13 protein-coding genes are annotated in these 15,673 nt (G+C 59.9%); 12 read left to right on the forward strand and 1 reads right to left on the reverse strand.

The features are described 5' to 3' along the window. Positions 1–23: 23 nt before the first annotated feature. Positions 24–1,226 (reverse strand): multidrug effflux MFS transporter, encoded by a 1,203-nt coding sequence (locus AC2FFD_RS10155; protein WP_496872988.1) that lies wholly within the window; start codon positions 1,224–1,226, stop codon positions 24–26. Positions 1,227–1,420: 194 nt separating this feature from the next. Here AC2FFD_RS10155 and AC2FFD_RS10160 point away from each other — a divergent pair, with 194 nt between their 5' ends. The 12 genes from AC2FFD_RS10160 to AC2FFD_RS10215 all read left to right on the forward strand — a co-directional run bounded on the left by AC2FFD_RS10160 (position 1,421) and on the right by AC2FFD_RS10215 (position 15,634). Then, on the forward strand, positions 1,421–1,696 hold the full coding sequence (locus AC2FFD_RS10160) for a hypothetical protein (protein ID WP_425078131.1): 276 nt from the start codon (positions 1,421–1,423) through the stop codon (positions 1,694–1,696). A gap of 60 nt (positions 1,697–1,756) precedes the next feature. After that, positions 1,757–3,607 carry an ABC-F family ATP-binding cassette domain-containing protein gene (locus AC2FFD_RS10165; RefSeq protein ID WP_496872989.1) on the forward strand — a complete coding sequence of 617 codons (1,851 nt, stop codon included), beginning with the start codon at positions 1,757–1,759 and terminating at the stop codon, positions 3,605–3,607. After that, entirely contained in the window at positions 3,604–3,993 is a 390-nt protein-coding gene (locus tag AC2FFD_RS10170) for an ACT domain-containing protein (RefSeq protein ID WP_170344622.1), read from the forward strand. Before AC2FFD_RS10165 ends, AC2FFD_RS10170 begins: the two co-directional genes overlap by 4 nt. Positions 3,994–3,995: 2 nt before the next feature. After that, entirely contained in the window at positions 3,996–4,613 is a 618-nt protein-coding gene (locus AC2FFD_RS10175; RefSeq protein WP_170344623.1) for a MarC family protein, read from the forward strand. Positions 4,614–4,655: 42 nt separating this feature from the next. Then, positions 4,656–5,237, forward strand: a complete 582-nt coding sequence (locus tag AC2FFD_RS10180; protein ID WP_496872990.1) for a retropepsin-like aspartic protease family protein — start codon at positions 4,656–4,658, stop codon at positions 5,235–5,237. A gap of 48 nt (positions 5,238–5,285) precedes the next feature. Beyond that, complete coding sequence (locus AC2FFD_RS10185; RefSeq protein WP_170344625.1) at positions 5,286–5,906, forward strand: ImuA family protein; 621 nt, start codon at positions 5,286–5,288, stop codon at positions 5,904–5,906. Positions 5,907–5,968: 62 nt separating this feature from the next. Beyond that, positions 5,969–7,183, forward strand: coding sequence for an MFS transporter (locus tag AC2FFD_RS10190; RefSeq protein ID WP_496872991.1), 1,215 nt, complete (start codon positions 5,969–5,971; stop codon positions 7,181–7,183). After that, positions 7,180–7,776: a YceI family protein gene (locus AC2FFD_RS10195; RefSeq protein WP_496872992.1), complete on the forward strand. Its 597-nt coding sequence runs from the start codon at positions 7,180–7,182 to the stop codon at positions 7,774–7,776. Before AC2FFD_RS10190 ends, AC2FFD_RS10195 begins: the two co-directional genes overlap by 4 nt. A gap of 80 nt (positions 7,777–7,856) precedes the next feature. After that, positions 7,857–9,086: an MFS transporter gene (locus AC2FFD_RS10200; protein ID WP_425078124.1), complete on the forward strand. Its 1,230-nt coding sequence runs from the start codon at positions 7,857–7,859 to the stop codon at positions 9,084–9,086. Between the two features lie 257 nt (positions 9,087–9,343). Next, the gene (metG, locus tag AC2FFD_RS10205; protein ID WP_496872993.1) at positions 9,344–11,089 is read left to right on the forward strand and encodes a methionine--tRNA ligase; all 1,746 of its coding nucleotides are present in this window, start codon (positions 9,344–9,346) and stop codon (positions 11,087–11,089) included. Between the two features lie 246 nt (positions 11,090–11,335). Next, positions 11,336–12,493: an efflux RND transporter periplasmic adaptor subunit gene (locus AC2FFD_RS10210; RefSeq protein ID WP_496872994.1), complete on the forward strand. Its 1,158-nt coding sequence runs from the start codon at positions 11,336–11,338 to the stop codon at positions 12,491–12,493. Positions 12,494–12,496: 3 nt separating this feature from the next. Beyond that, positions 12,497–15,634, forward strand: coding sequence for an efflux RND transporter permease subunit (locus tag AC2FFD_RS10215; protein ID WP_480684492.1), 3,138 nt, complete (start codon positions 12,497–12,499; stop codon positions 15,632–15,634). Positions 15,635–15,673: the final 39 nt, after the last annotated feature.

Consider the following 15,673-nt stretch of genomic DNA (forward strand, 5'->3'; position numbering starts at 1 on the left):
TGGCGCGATTGCGCCTTTGGGCGTCAGATTGCGTCGGGAAGCGGGTCTCGTGCATCCACCCAACGGACATACAGAACCGCCAGAAGACCCAGAAAGCTGCTGGCTGCCATCATCGACAGCACCAGATACGGGCCGTTCTCGGGGCTGACCGCCGCTCCGGTAATCGAAGTGATGACCGCACCGAGCGCGACGATCAGGGCCCCTGAAAGGCCCGCCGCGCTGCCGGCCAGTTTCGGTCGAACCGACATGACGCCCGCAGACGCGTTAGCGTTCGTCAAACCGTTTCCAAAACCAACAAAGATGGCTGATCCAAAAAATACCCAAACCGACCCCATCCCACCTAAAAACAGCAACAGCCCGCAGAACGGCCCGACCGAGGCGATGATACGTCCGGCCAGAATCATCGTCGTCAACCGAGTACGCGCGGCGATCCGACCCGTCACGAAATTGCCGACCATGAAACCGCCGGTGATGATTCCGATCCCCAGGCCCAGCGTCGCGGGGCTCAGATCGAACCAGGCGGCGGCCACCAGGGGCGCCCCGGTGATGAAACTGTAGAATCCCCCGATCGAGAACGCCGCGCACAACGCGTAGCCCCAGAACCGCCGGGCACGAAACAGGTGCGGGAATTCGCGCATCTGCGCGGCGAAGGTGGCCGACCGGTTGTGGTTGGTCTCGCCCATGTCCGCCCAGAGCAGCGTCAGCAGCGCCGCCCCTGCAACAGTGTAAAAGACGAACCCGGCCCGCCACCCGAACAGCATGTCCAAACTGCCGCCCAGTATAGGGCCCAGCATCGGTGCCAAAGCCATTGCCATGGCAACATATCCCAGCTTGCTGGCGGCCTCGTTGGGCGGAAACTGGTCGCGGATCGACGCGGCAGACAGCACCGAGCCCCCGACCACGGTGGCCTGCATCAGACGAAACCCCAGAAAGGTCCAGATCGACTCCGCCAGAACACAGCCCAGTGACGCCGCCACGAAAACCGTCATGCAGACCAAGAGAACCGGCCTGCGCCCGAACCGGTCGGACATCGGCCCAAGGATCAGTTGCAGAACCGCGGAAACCGCCAGGTAGCCCGCGATCGACAGGTTCACCAGTGCATAATCCGCACGAAAGTCGACCGCCATGTTGGCAAGAGACGGCAGAAACATGTTCAGCGACAGCACCGACAGACCGGTCGCAAGGACAAGGGTCACCAAAGAGGGCGAAGTCTGTGCCGCGCGCATTCCAACTACCGTTTTGCGTTCCCGAGACGGCTACCACATGCGGGTCTGCAAGCCCATGCCCAATGCCCTGGTCATCTAATGGCGCGTTCCGAAGCGGTGGAATGTCGCACACGGAGATTTCGGTTTCAAATTTCTGACTATTTTTGTAAGTTTTTTTCTGCGAACAGATTCCGAAACCTGTGAAAGACACGACCATGACATACAAAATCGTTATCCCCGCCTGTCTTCTTGCCTCATCCGCGCTGGCAGATCAGGCCCCCTTGCCGATGGAATATGAACTGTTCGAAACTGCGGTTCCGCATGTCGACCTCGAGGAATGTCCCGTGGCGTTGCAGGGCCCGGGAACTTTCTGCCGCGCGACCGTGCACCATGACGAAATACACGTTTTCGCTTTCAGCGAGGACGGCGATCAGCCTCTGGTCGGGTTCAAATCCTACCCATTCGAAAAGGCTGCCAGCGTGTTGGATTGACGGCCAATTGGCCCATTGCCCCCATTGACAAGCCGTGGGCCGTGCCTCAGTGCTCGGCCCATGTTACGGATCGAAGACATCACCTATGCCGTTGAAGGTCGTCCATTGTTTGATGGCGCAACCGCGACGATTCCCGATGGTCACAAGGTTGGCCTTGTCGGTCGGAACGGAACCGGAAAGACCACGCTGTTCCGCCTGATCCGGGGCGAGTTGGCTTTGGAATCGGGAAATATCTCGGTCCCGAAGCGCGCTCGGATTGGCGGTGTGGCGCAAGAGGTGCCCTCCTCTGACGTTTCGCTGATCAACACGGTTCTGGCCGCCGATACCGAACGCAGTGCATTGATGGCCGAGGCCGAAAGCGCCGAAGACCCGACACGTATCGCCGAGATTCAGACCCGTCTGGCCGATATCGACGCCTGGTCCGCCGAGGCCCGCGCGGCTTCGATCCTCAAGGGGTTGGGCTTTGACGACGAAGACCAGCAGCGCCCGTGCTCGGATTTCTCGGGCGGCTGGCGGATGCGTGTTGCGCTGGCGGCGGTGCTGTTTTCTCAGCCCGACCTGCTGCTGCTGGACGAACCGACAAACTATCTGGACCTCGAAGGCGCGCTGTGGCTGGAAAGCTATCTGGCCAAATATCCGCACACGGTGATCATCATCAGCCACGACCGCGGCCTTCTGAACCGCGCCGTGGGGTCGATCCTGCATCTGGAAGACCGCAAGCTGACCTATTACGCCGTGCCCTACGACAAGTTCGCGGAACGCCGTGCGGAACGGCTGGCACAGGCGGAATCGGAAAACGCCAAGGCCAAGGCCCGCATCGCACATCTGCAAAGCTTTGTGGACCGGTTCCGCTACAAGGCGTCGAAGGCCGTTCAGGCCCAGTCGCGCCTGAAGATGATCGAACGCATCCAACTGGTCTCGACCCCACAAGAGGCCGCCCTGCGCGCCTTCAGCTTTCCGGAACCCGAGGAACTGTCGCCGCCGATCATCCAGATCGAAGGTGGCGTCACCGGCTATGGCGAAACCGAAGTGCTGCGTCGCCTGAACCTGCGTATCGATCAGGATGACCGAATCGCGCTGTTGGGCAAGAACGGACAGGGCAAGTCGACCCTGTCCAAACTGCTTTCGGACCGGCTGCCCCTTTTGGCGGGCAAGATGACCCGCAGCAGCAAGCTGCGCATCGGCTATTTTGCGCAGCATCAGGTGGATGAGCTCTATGTGGACGAAACACCGCTGGACCACCTGCGCCGTCTGCGCCCCGACGAGGCGCCCGGCAAGTGGCGTTCGCGACTGGCCGGTTTCGGGTTGAACGCGGATCAGGCGGAAACCGAGGTCGGACGTCTGTCGGGCGGACAGAAAGCGCGCCTTTCACTGCTGCTCGCCACGATCGACGCGCCCCATATGCTGATCCTTGATGAGCCGACCAACCACCTTGATATCGAAAGCCGCGAGGCGCTGGTCGAGGCGCTGACGGCCTATTCCGGCGCGGTGGTTCTGGTCAGCCACGACATGCATCTGCTGAGCCTTGTCGCGGATCGTCTCTGGCTGGTTTCGGACGGTACCGTCAAACCTTTCGACGGCGACCTTGAAGCCTATCGGTCCCTGCTGCTGGCGCGCGACAGACCCGCCAGGGAAAAGCACCGGACGGCCAAATCGAAACGCCCCCCGCGCGAGACGATATTGGCCTTGCGCGCGGATCTGCGCAAATGCGAGGACCGGATCGAGAAGCTGGCGGAAATGCATGACAAGCTTTCGACCAAACTGGCCGATCCGGCGCTGTACGAGGACGACAGGATCAACGACCTAGAAACCTGGAACCGCAAGTTCACCGAAGTCACCGAGGCCATGCAAAAAGCCGAGGCTTTATGGATCGCCGCCGCCGAACGGCTTGAACAGGCAGAAACAGCATGAAAACACCCGTCAAAGACACCGACGCTATGATTGCCGGTATGCATCCCCACTTGCAGCCCGGTGAGTTTGCCTTTGTCGTATGGCCTGAAGACAAACCCTGGCCAAAGGGCACGCGGGCCAGCTGTGTCGAGGACGAAGGGTTGTCTCTCATCGTCCCGATCAGTGCGGCACCGCAAGGTGCCGTCGCGATGCGATGCATCACGTTGCAGGTCCATTCCTCGCTGGAAGGTGTTGGTCTGACCGCCGCCGTTTCCAGCGCGCTGGCTGGGGCCGGCATTCCCGCAAACATGGTCGCGGGGTATCACCACGATCACGTCTATGTCCCATCAGGGTGTTCGCAAGATGCCATGCGTATCCTGCAAGACCTGCAACGGAGCAGCAAATAGCAATGGACAGCGCATTTCTGATTACCGCGTTTACAACGCTTTTCGTGGTCCTCGACCCGCCCGCGCAAACGCCGATCTTCGTGGCTCTGACTCAGGGCATGGACTGGCATACGCGCCGCTCCATCGCGGTTCGGGCCTGCCTGACGGCGGGCTTCATCCTGGCCCTGTTTGCCGCCTTTGGCGAAGCCCTGCTGGGGTTTGTTGGCATCTCGATGGAAGCGTTCCGCGTTGCAGGAGGCGTCCTGCTATTCCTGACCGCGCTGGATATGCTGTTTGAACGCCGCACCAAGCGACGCGAAAGCAGCGCCGAGGAAGAGGAACACCCGGACCCGTCCGTCTTTCCCCTGGGCATCCCGCTGATTGCAGGCCCCGGATCGATTGCAACGATGATTCTGCTTGCGGGCCAGCAGCCGGGCATTCAGGGCCTTGCCATTGTCATCGGCGTGATGCTGGTTGTGCTGGCGATGGTCTTCGTGATGTATCTGACCTCTGGCGCGGTCGCACGGATTTTGGGCAAGACCGGGCTGAACGTGTTGACCCGGCTGCTGGGAATGCTGCTGGCCGCCTTGTCGGTGCAGTTCATTCTCGATGGCCTCAAGGCCTTTGGTTTTGCGTCTTAAACCCCCATATATGTGACGTGCAACTTGAGTGGGGTGAACCCTGTGGACAGCGTCGATATCGGACAACTGGTCTATCTGGTCGTGCTTGGGCTGGCCGTCGCGTTCTGGTTCGTTTCGCAAAACCGCCAGTCGCTGAACAAGACGTTGCAGCAGGTGATGGCCTGGGTGTTCATTTTCGTTGGCGTCATCGCCGTCATCGGCCTGTGGGAAGACATCCGGTCTTCGGTTGGCCCTGCCCCGCAGATGACCGTCACCGGCAACGCGATCGAGGTGCCTCGTGCCTATGATGGTCATTATTACCTTCCGGTTTTGGTAAATGGTGAGCCGATCAACTTTCTTGTCGACACAGGCGCCAGCCAGATCGTGCTCAGCGCTCAGGACGCTGCGCGCGTAGGTATCGATCCTGATCAGTTGAACTATTTCGGCCGCGCCCTGACCGCCAACGGCGAGGTGCGCACAGCGCCGGTGCGGCTTGAGACCCTGACCGCAGGCCCCATTACCGATCAGAACGTATCGGCCTGGGTCAATGAAGGCGAACTGGATAAATCGCTTTTGGGGATGGAATACCTGCATCGTTTCTCGAGCGTCCAATTTGCAAATGGCAAGTTGATCTTGTCCCGTTGACGGCCCTGGCCGCTTGAGAACAAAAATAGAACATGCTAATGTTCCGGCATGTCCACTCAGCTTCTTGGCCACAAACCTGCGCGTCAGGCACCGGGGGTAAGCCTCCATCCGCAGATCACCCTGCAACTGGGCCGCGTGCACGAGGCATGCGGCCCCGCCCGGCGCAGCTTTGCCATGTGGCTGGCCAGTCAGACACAGGGGCCGGTCTTGTGGATTTCCCCCGCGTGGGAACCCGGCCAGCTGAACCCCGATGGGATGATGGCCTTTGCCGATCCGGCCCGGTTCATCTTTGTTCAGCCCACCCGTGCCGAGGATCTGCTGTGGTGTCTGGAGGAGGCGCTGCGCAGCGGGGCCATTCCGCTGATCGTCGGCGACCTGCCCGGCGCGCCGGGGCTGACACCGATACGCCGGATGCATCTGGCCGCCGAACAAGGGGGGGCGATGGGGCGGGCTCCGCTTGGTTTGCTGCTGACACCCGGAGACGGTGGCGCGCAAGGGGTTGAGACGCGCTGGCATATGGCGGCCACCCATCGGGACGAGGCTCGGATCTGGACCCTGACCCGCCGCCGCGCCCGTGCCCTGCCCCCGGTCACATGGCAGGCCACCATGACCGCCGCCCGTGCCGGGTTGCATCTGGAACGGATCGAAACCGAAGACACACCGGCTTAAAGCCACGCGGATCACGCAAGATGTGACTGGTCAAAACCCGGGCCGCGCCCTAGCGTCACCACATGAGCCATCCGATCCATGACAGCCGCTATTCCTGGCTTCGCCTTCTGATCACGCTCGCCATTGCAACAGTGGCGAATGTGGGCATGTGGGCGGTGATCGTGGTCATGCCCGCAGTCGAAGCCGAATTCGGGGCCGGTCGTGCCGAAGCCTCGATGCCGTACACTCTGGCGATGATCGGTTTTGCCCTGGGCAACATGTGGCTGGGGCAGTTGGTGGACCGGCTGGGCGTCACCAGCGCCCTGATCGGAGCAGCCGTCTTGAGCGCGCTGAGCTATGTGCTGGCAACGCTGGCACCGAGCATAATGTTGCTATCCGCGGCGCATCTTTTGCTTGGGCTGGGCACGTCGATTGGGTTTGGCCCGCTGATCGCCGATATCTCACATTGGTTCATGAAACGGCGCGGCATTGCCGTCGCATTGGTCGCCAGTGGGAATTACCTGTCCGGCGCCATCTGGCCCACCATGCTGTCCGGAATTCTGGCGCGGGATGGATGGCAGCAGGTCTATCTGACGCTCGCCGTGCTGACGCTTGTCGTCGTCATTCCCCTGTCGCTGCTACTACGCCGCAGGGTGCCGATCGAGGCACACGGCACCGCTGCGGCATCCGCCCACATCAATGCACGAAGCGTCGGTGTATCACCACGCGCGCTGCAATATATTCTGGGCCTGGCCGGGATCGGTTGTTGCGTCGCCATGTCGATGCCGCAGGTTCATATCGTCTCGTATTGCGTCGGGCTGGGATATGGGCCCGCAGTCGGGGCCGAGATGCTGTCGCTGATGCTATTGGGTGGCGTTGTCAGCCGCATCATCTCGGGTCTGCTGGCTGACCGGCTGGGCGGAGTCATGACGCTTTTGATCGGTTCGCTCCTGCAATGCATCGCCCTGTTCCTGTTCCTGCCCTACGACGGAATGGTATCGCTTTACGCCATCAGCCTGCTCTTTGGCCTGGCACAGGGCGGCATCGTGCCCAGCTATGCGCTGATTGTCCGCGAATACATGCCGCCGCAGGAAGCTGGCGCGCGGGTCGGGTTCGTCATGATGATGACCATTCTTGGCATGGCTCTCGGAGGGTGGATGTCAGGGTGGATATACGACCTCACCGGAAACTACCAACTGGCGTTCGTGAATGGCATTCTTTGGAATGGCCTGAACATTGCGATCGTTCTGATGCTGCTCAGGAGATCCCGCCCCGGACGAGAACGGGTTATAGCATGACCCTTCTGACCCGTCGCAGCCTGCTTGCCGGGTTGGCAACCCTGCCCCTGACCCGGGCGGCACATGCCGCATTGCGGCCATATATCTTGTCGGATGAAGGCACCCGGATCGGGTTCACTTTTGATCTTGCGGGGGTGGCTCAGTCAGGGACAATGCCGATCCGGACCGCCGATGTTCAGATTGACACAGGTCGGCTACAGAACAGTCAGGTCACTGTGACACTGGACGTCAGCAAAGCCAGAACGCGGCTGCCCTTTGCCCGTATGCCCATGCTCAGCCCCAGCGTATTGGACGCGAAACAGCACCCAACGATCCGGTTCGTGTCAACGGACATACAGTTGGGCCCGGAAGGGCGAATATCGGATGGCGCTCGGATCACGGGTGATCTGACGGTCCGCGGCGTGATCCGCCCGATCACGTTGGAGGCCAATCTGTACCGGCAGGCGGGAAGTGAAGTGAACGATCTGAGCCGTCTGACCATTGGCCTGAAGGGCGCCCTGAACCGGCACGACTTCGGCGCTTCGGGCTATGCTGACCTGGTTCATGACACTGTCGGCCTGGACATCCACGCAGAGATTATCCGCGCGACCTGACCGCCGAACTGCAAAAAACGACTCGCGAAAGTCGATTTGATGCGCGCATTGTGCGGCGACCCTGCCAATCTGAGACCACCATGCGCACGATCATTTCATTTGCCGCCCTGTTTCTTTCGGTCATTCTGCTACAGCTTTCGACAGGAGGCGTCGGGCCACTTGATGCCATATCGGGCATCACGCTGGATTTCACGACAGAACAGATCGGCCTGTTGGGATCTTCGCACTTTCTGGGTTTTTTCATCGGCTGCTGGTGGGCACCCCGTCTGATGGGCAATGTTGGTCATTCGCGCGCATTTGCAGTTTGCACCGCGTTGGGCGCGATGGGCCTCATCGGACATACGCTGACCGAAAACCCATACATCTGGGCGGCCTTGCGTGTGGCCTCGGGCACCTGCGTGGCAGGCGCGTACACGGTGATCGAGGCCTGGCTGAACGCAAAGGTCACAAATGAAACCCGGGGGCGTGCGATGGGCACGTACCGGATCGCGGATATGGGCGCGTCCCTGTGCGCCCAGTTGATTATCGCCGTTCTGCCCCCGGCCTCTTACGTCTCGTATAACCTGCTGGCGATCCTGTGCTGTGCGTCGCTGCTGCCGCTGACCCTGACCAAAGCAAGCCAGCCCAAAACACCTGACGCGCCCCGCCTGAAACCCAAGCTGGCTTGGCGCAGCTCACCCTTGGCCGTGGCAGGCGTGATCGTGGCCGCGCTCAGCTCGGCCTCGTTCCGAATGGTGGGTCCGGTTTACGGGCAAGAGGTCGGCCTTGGCGTCGATCAGATCGCATTCTTCCTGGCCTCTTTCGTACTGGGTGGTGCGCTTGCTCAATACCCCGTCGGCTGGCTGGCTGATAAATATGACCGGCGCTGGGTCCTGATCTGGCTGTCGGCTGCCGCGGTACTCAGCTGCGGCGTCACCATGGCGGCAAGCGGCACCGGAACGATCGGCGTCATGTCGGCGGCGGTGTTCTTTGGCCTGACAACCTTCCCGATCTTCTCGGTCTCTTCCGCCCACGCAAATGACTTCGCCACGACCGAGGAACGGGTGGAGCTGTCTGCGGCCCTGATGTTCTGGTTTGCCTTGGGGGCGATTGCATCGCCCTACGTAACCTCGACTCTGATCCAGCAATTTGGGCCCGGTGCCCTTTTTGCCTTCGTGGCGTTCGGGCATGTCTTCCTGATCGTGTTTGGTCTGGCGCGGATGCGGTCCCGCCCCACCCCCGAGGAGCGCACGAATTATGTTTACGCCCCGCGGACCTCATTCACGATTGGTCGTCTTTTGAAACGGTCGCGGGAAAACTCGAAAAACTAGACACCCGCTGGTTTTTGCATGCCTTTCGTGATTGGCCCGGTCTTTTCGGTCGGCCTTGCATGAAACAAGGACGGGTCTGTCCATCTCAGATCCAACGCGTTGCGATTGCCCAGGTCCGGGAACGCGCACCAGATCGCCGGGGCAGCGCGATTTTCGGACCATTCGGCGTCCAAATTGACTTGCAGGTCAATGTCGGGCTTTTGCTGGACGATCACATCATGTAGACGGGCGCGCAGACAGTTACGCGGAAACGGATCATGGCTCGGATTCTCATCACCTCGGCGATCCCCTATATCAACGGGATCAAGCACCTCGGCAATCTGATCGGCTCGCAATTGCCTGCCGACTTGTATGCACGTTACCAGCGCGGCCGGGGGAACGAGGTCATGTTCCTGTGCGCCACGGATGAACACGGCACACCCGCCGAGTTGGCGGCAGCCAAGGCTGGCAAGCCGGTGGCGGAATACTGCGCCGACATGTATGCGATTCAGGCCGATATCGCCAACCGGTTTGGGCTCAGCTTCGATCACTTCGGCCGCTCGTCCAGCGAACAGAACAAGCGCCTGACCCAGCACTTTGCGGGCAAGCTGGATGACGCGGGCCTCATCCGCGAAGTCAGCGAGAAACAGGTTTATTCCAACGCCGATGGCCGCTTTCTGCCTGATCGCTATATCGAAGGCACCTGCCCCAATTGCGGCTATGACCGCGCGCGCGGCGACCAGTGCGAAAACTGCACCAAGCAGTTGGATCCGACGGACCTGATCGAGCCGCGCTCGGCCATTTCCGGGTCGACCGATCTGGAGGTACGTGAAACCAAGCACCTGTATCTGCGCCAATCCGCGATGAAAGACAAGCTGGATGCGTGGATCGACAGCAAGACGGACTGGCCGGTCCTGACCACGTCAATTGCCAAGAAGTGGCTGCATGACGGTGACGGCTTGCAGGACCGTGGCATCACCCGCGATCTGGACTGGGGTGTGCCGGTCAAAAAAGGCGATCAGGATTGGCCGGGGATGGAAGGCAAGGTCTTTTACGTCTGGTTCGACGCCCCCATTGAATACATCGCCTGCGCCAAGGAATGGGCGGACGCCAACGGAAGGGCCGATGCGGATTGGGAACGCTGGTGGCGCACCGACAAGGGCGCGGATGATGTGCGCTATGTCCAGTTCATGGGAAAGGACAACGTGCCGTTCCATACGCTGTCCTTCCCGGCCACCATCCTGGGCACCAATACGCATAATGAAGAGACCGGATCTCCCGAACGCTGGAAGCTGGTCGATTACATCAAGTCGTTCAACTACCTGAATTATGACGGCGGCCAGTTTTCGACCAGCCAGGGCCGTGGCGTGTTCATGGATCAGGCGCTGGACATTCTGCCCGCCGATTATTGGCGCTGGTGGCTGCTGAGCCATGCGCCGGAAAGCAGCGACAGTGAGTTCACATGGGAGAACTTCCAGCAATCGGTGAACAAGGACCTTGCAGACGTTCTGGGCAACTTTGTCAGCCGGATCACCAAATTCTGCCGCTCGAAATTTGGTGAGGCCGTGCCCGACGGTGGACAGTTCGGCCCGCGCGAGCAGGCCTTGATCGAAGAGCTCACCAAACGCGTCCGCACCTATGAAGGCCACATGGAGGCGATGGAAGTTCGCAAATCCGCGCAGGAGCTACGGGCAATCTGGGTTGCAGGAAATGAATATCTACAGGCCGCAGCTCCGTGGTCCACGTTCAAGGAAGACCCCGAGCAGGCCGCCGCGCAGGTACGTCTTGGCCTGAACCTGATCCGGCTTTACGCCGTTCTCAGCGCGCCGTTCATCCCAGACACCTCGGCCCGTATGCTGAGCGCGATGAACACGCTGGATACCAGCTGGCCGGACGATGTCGCCACTGCGTTGAACGCTTTGCCGTCCGGCCACGACTTCACCGTGCCCGACGTTCTGTTCGCCAAAATAACGGATGAACAGCGTGAAGAATGGCAAGAGAAATTCGCTGGGACCCGCGACTGAACCATCCGATACCAAGAACCAGGGGGGGCCATTCCGGCCCCCTTCTCGTTCGGGCCCGATGACCACGCCGGGACCTAAGCCAGCATAAGTGCTGAAATTTTTGACATCGGCCCCGATCGACTCAAGATTCATCACGCTTGAGATATCGGCACAAAAAAGTCATCCTGAGACCAAGTTCCTCCGACTCGGGTCGCCCTGGCGACCGGGTCGGTATCTTTTGTTTCTGCATCGAACGAGGCTTTCGCCATGTCCCCAGCATTCATTTCGCCCAACAAGACCAGCAGGCATTTGGCCGCCGTATTCGTGCTGATGTCCTTGGGTTTGGCGCATCCTGCGATCGCGCAAGAAGAAGGGGCACCGCCAAAGGTTTCCATAGCGGCGGCCTATACCGAGGAAATCACCGACGAGGCCACGTTCATCGGGCGCGCCGAGGCAATCAACAAGGTCGATATCGTGGCGCGCGTGAACGGGTTTCTCAACAGCCGCGAAGTCGAGGATGGAGCGACGGTAAAGGAAGGCGACCTGCTGTTTACCATCGAACCCGACCTGTATGAGGCCACGCTTGAGGCCCGAAAGGCCGATCTGAACCGGGCGGAAGCGAATCTTGAGCTGGCAAAGGTTGATCTGGCGCGTAAAGAAGAGCTTTACAAACGTGACGCGACGCCGGAATCGGAACGCGACATTGCCCGCGCCAATGAACTGGTCGCAGAGGCAGAGGTGAAAGCAGCCAAAGCTGCGATCCGGCAGGCCGAGCTTGACCTGAGCTATACGCAGATCCACGCACCATTTGATGGCCGTATCGGCAGGATCACCACAAGCGTCGGCGATGTTGTTGGCCCAAACAACCCTCCTCTGGTCAATATCGTCAGCGAGTCGCCGATCTACGTGAATTTCTCGTTGAACGAAAAGCTCTTTACCTCTGTTTTGCAGACCGTTGGCGAAAACTCAGCCTCTCTTGCGGATAGTCCGCAAAGCCCAAACGTCCATGTCAAACTGCCCAATGGAACAGAGTTGGATGAAACCGGCAGAATTGTATTCGTTGACAACCGTATCGACCCATTGACCGGGGCAATCACGATGCGGGCCCAATTCGACAATACGGACCGGCTGATCCTGGACGGCGCTTTCGTGAATGTGCAGATCGAAGCGCTTGAACCGACCTTGCAGGTTCTGGTGCCGCAAGCCGCCTTGCAGCGCGATCAGCGGGGCGATTTTGTCCTGGTGGTCAACGACAAGCAAATGGTTGAACAGCGCTACATCACAACAGGTGACACTTTTGATACTGCGATTATTGTGCTGGACGGGCTGCGTGAAGGTGAAAGCGTCATTGTCGAGGGCTTGCAGCGGGTCCGCCCCGGTGTCGCGGTTGACGCGGTCGTGGCCTCTGAGCAGCCGGGAGAGTAACAGATGTTCTCAGCCCTGTTCATAAGCCGCCCCAAGCTGGCGCTTGTCATCTCACTGGTGCTGACCATCATGGGCGGCATCGGGTACCTGGTACTGCCGGTCGCGCAGTTTCCGGATATCACGCCGCCTGTGGTCAACGTCTCAACCACCTATACCGGTGCAAATGCCGAAACCGTTGAAAACACCGTTGCCGCGCCGATTGAAGCGCAGGTCAACGGTGTGGACGACATGATCTACATGACGTCCAGATCGTCGGACAACGGGTCCTACTCGCTGGATGTGACCTTTGAGGTGGGCACCGATCCTGACATCGCATCGGTCAACGTTCAAAACCGGGTGGCGCAGGCCATGTCGTCATTGCCAGCCGAGGTCACTTCGTCCGGCGTGGTGACACAGAAATCCTCGACCAACATGCTGATGTTGGTCACTCTGACCTCACCCGATGGGACCTATGACAGTGTGTTCCTGTCGAACTATGCCTCGATCAATCTGCGCGATGCGCTGGCGCGTGTGCAGGGCGTCGGCAAGGCCGATGTTCTGACCAACCTTGAATACGCCATGCGGATCTGGATGGACCCGGACAAGATGGCGGCGCTGTCCATCACACCGGGGGATGTCATCAATGCAATCCGGGAACAGAATATCGAAGTGTCTGCCGGTTCGATCGGTGCACCACCTGTACCCGAAGGGCAGACGTTTCAATACACGATCAAATCCAAAGGCCGCCTGACATCCGCAGAAGAATTCGGTGACATCGTGATCCGAACCGGTGACGCCGGCGCCATCGTCCGCGTCAAAGACATCGCTCGGGTTGAGCTAGGCGCAGAGTACTATGCGGCTTCGGGCTATTTTCAGGCGGTTCCTGCCACGGTCATCGGCATCTATCAGGCCCCCGGTGCAAACGCTTTGGCGGTTTCGGAACGTGTGCAGGCGGAATTGGCGCGGCTGTCCCGCGCCTTTCCGACGGATGTCGAATATGATGTCCCCTTCAATACAACCGACTTTGTCGAGGCCTCTTTGAACGACGTGGTCTCGACCCTGATCCTGACCTTCATTCTGGTTATTTCGGTTGTGTTCGTGTTCCTGGGAAGCTGGCGCGCAACGATCATTCCGGCGGTGGCAATTCCGGTGTCCCTGATCGGCACTTTTGCCTTCCTGCTGGCATTTGGGATGTCCCTGAACACCATCTCGCTGTTCGCCCTGGTGCTTGCCATTGGTATCGTGGTGGACGACGCCATCGTCGTCGTCGAGAACGTGGAGCGCATCATTGCGGATGAAGGGTTGCCCCCTGCTGAAGCGACCCGAAAAGCCATGGGCCAGATAACTGGTCCGGTCATCGCGACCACTTTGGTTCTTCTGGCGGTGTTCGTGCCGGTGACGTTCATGCCCGGCATCTCGGGGCGGTTGTATTCCCAATTTGCGGTCACGATCTCGACCGCAGTCGTTATCTCATCCATCAACGCGCTGACCCTTTCGCCTGCCCTGTGCGGGCTGGTCCTGCGTGCCAGATCCGGCCCTCCCAAAGGGGTGCTTGCGATGTTCGAAAGCTTCATCGGCACCGTGCGCAACGGCTACGTGGCAATTGTACGAAAACTGCTGGTTTTCCCTGCCATCGCGCTGGCCATCGTTGTCGGTCTTGGTTTTGGTACGGGGACAATCATGTCCAACACCTCTGCCGGGTTTATCCCGCTTGAGGACAACGGGTACTTGTTCGTTGATGTTCAGTTGCCGGATGCTGCCACACTGGAACGGACCGAGGCGGTCACCGCACGTCTGGACGAACAGATAAGCGAAATCCCGGGCGTTGCGAGCACGGTTCTTGTCAACGGCTTTTCGATGCTGAACGGCACGATCACAAACGGCGCTGCGATTTTCGTCAATCTCGACAATTGGAGCGAACGGCAAGAAGACGATCTGAGCGCTGATGCCATTCTGGCCAAGGTACTGGCGATTGCGAATGGTGAATCAGCGGCTTCGATCCTGGCCTTCAACCCACCACCCATCCAGGGTCTTGGTATGTCAGCGGGCGTAGAAATGGAGGTTCAGCAAACCGGCGGTGGCACACCGCAGGATCTGGCCTCGGCCGTGGGTTCGTTCGTGTATTCTGCCAATCAGAGGCCCGAGATCGGGCAGGCCTATACAACCTTCCGCGCCAACGTCCCGCAGCTGTTCGTTGATCTGGACCGCGAAAAAGCCAAAACGCTGAATGTCTCGGTCGCCGAGATTTTTCAGACCATGCAGGCACAACTGGGGTCGTACTATGTCAATGACTTCAACCTGTTCGGCCGCGTCTACCGCGTGATGATTCAGGCCGATGGCACCTATCGGGACAATGTCGAGGATATCGCGAACCTCTATGTCCGCTCTCAAAACGGCGACATGGTGCCGCTGGGCACACTGATCGACGTGGAAAACGTTTTGGGTCCGGTTCTGCTGAAGCGCCACAACCTGTTCCGGTCTGCCACGGTGACGGCCGTCCCTGCACCCGGCTTGTCCAGCGGCGACGCAATCAACGTGATGACCGAGGAATCCGCAACCGCCCTGCCCCCGGGTTATGCGTTCGAATGGACAGGGACGGCACAGCAACAGCTGGCCTCGGGCAGTCTGGTGATCATCATCCTCGGGCTCGCCATCCTGTTTGGATATTTGTTCCTGGTGGGTCAGTACGAAAGTTGGACCTTGCCTGTTTCAATCCTGCTTTCCGTTGTCGTGGCCTTGTTTGGGGCCGTGGCGGCGGTGGCCATCGTGGGCAGTGACATCAACCTCTATACGCAGATCGGAATGATCATGCTTGTGGGGCTGGCCTCGAAGAACGGTATTCTGATCGTCGAGTTCGCCATGGAGCAACGCGCCAAGGGGCTTTCCATCAAAGAGGCCGCCGCAGAGGCTGCGTATCAGCGTTTCCGCGCTGTGATGATGACTGCCTTGTCCTTCCTCCTCGGTGTTGTCCCCCTGCTGGCCGCGAACGGAGCCGGTGCCGCCAGTCAGAAAGCGATCGGTGTCGCGGTGTTCGGCGGGATGCTGGCCGCGACGCTGGTTGGAGTGATCGTGGTGCCCGTGCTCTACGCCCTGATGCAGGGCTTGCGAGAATGGTTGAAGGGCAGCAAAAAGGACCCCGACCCTACGGAAGAAGCCGCCTGAGCAAATAAAAGCCCCACCTGAGCTGGTGGGGCTTTTATG

The organism is Ruegeria sp. YTSC002, from assembly GCF_059609845.1.

Bases quoted from the DNA above. Each gene is read 5' to 3' on its own strand.
- AC2FFD_RS10155 (WP_496872988.1), bottom strand. From the start codon at position 1,226: ATGCGCGCGGCACAGACTTCGCCCTCTTTGGTGACCCTTGTCCTTGCG.
- AC2FFD_RS10160 (WP_425078131.1), top strand. From the start codon at position 1,421: ATGACATACAAAATCGTTATCCCCGCCTGTCTTCTTGCCTCATCCGCG.
- AC2FFD_RS10165 (WP_496872989.1), top strand. From the start codon at position 1,757: ATGTTACGGATCGAAGACATCACCTATGCCGTTGAAGGTCGTCCATTG.
- AC2FFD_RS10170 (WP_170344622.1), top strand. From the start codon at position 3,604: ATGAAAACACCCGTCAAAGACACCGACGCTATGATTGCCGGTATGCAT.
- AC2FFD_RS10175 (WP_170344623.1), top strand. From the start codon at position 3,996: ATGGACAGCGCATTTCTGATTACCGCGTTTACAACGCTTTTCGTGGTC.
- AC2FFD_RS10185 (WP_170344625.1), top strand. From the start codon at position 5,286: ATGTCCACTCAGCTTCTTGGCCACAAACCTGCGCGTCAGGCACCGGGG.
- AC2FFD_RS10190 (WP_496872991.1), top strand. From the start codon at position 5,969: ATGAGCCATCCGATCCATGACAGCCGCTATTCCTGGCTTCGCCTTCTG.
- AC2FFD_RS10195 (WP_496872992.1), top strand. From the start codon at position 7,180: ATGACCCTTCTGACCCGTCGCAGCCTGCTTGCCGGGTTGGCAACCCTG.
- AC2FFD_RS10200 (WP_425078124.1), top strand. From the start codon at position 7,857: ATGCGCACGATCATTTCATTTGCCGCCCTGTTTCTTTCGGTCATTCTG.
- metG (WP_496872993.1), top strand. From the start codon at position 9,344: ATGGCTCGGATTCTCATCACCTCGGCGATCCCCTATATCAACGGGATC.
- AC2FFD_RS10210 (WP_496872994.1), top strand. From the start codon at position 11,336: ATGTCCCCAGCATTCATTTCGCCCAACAAGACCAGCAGGCATTTGGCC.
- AC2FFD_RS10215 (WP_480684492.1), top strand. From the start codon at position 12,497: ATGTTCTCAGCCCTGTTCATAAGCCGCCCCAAGCTGGCGCTTGTCATC.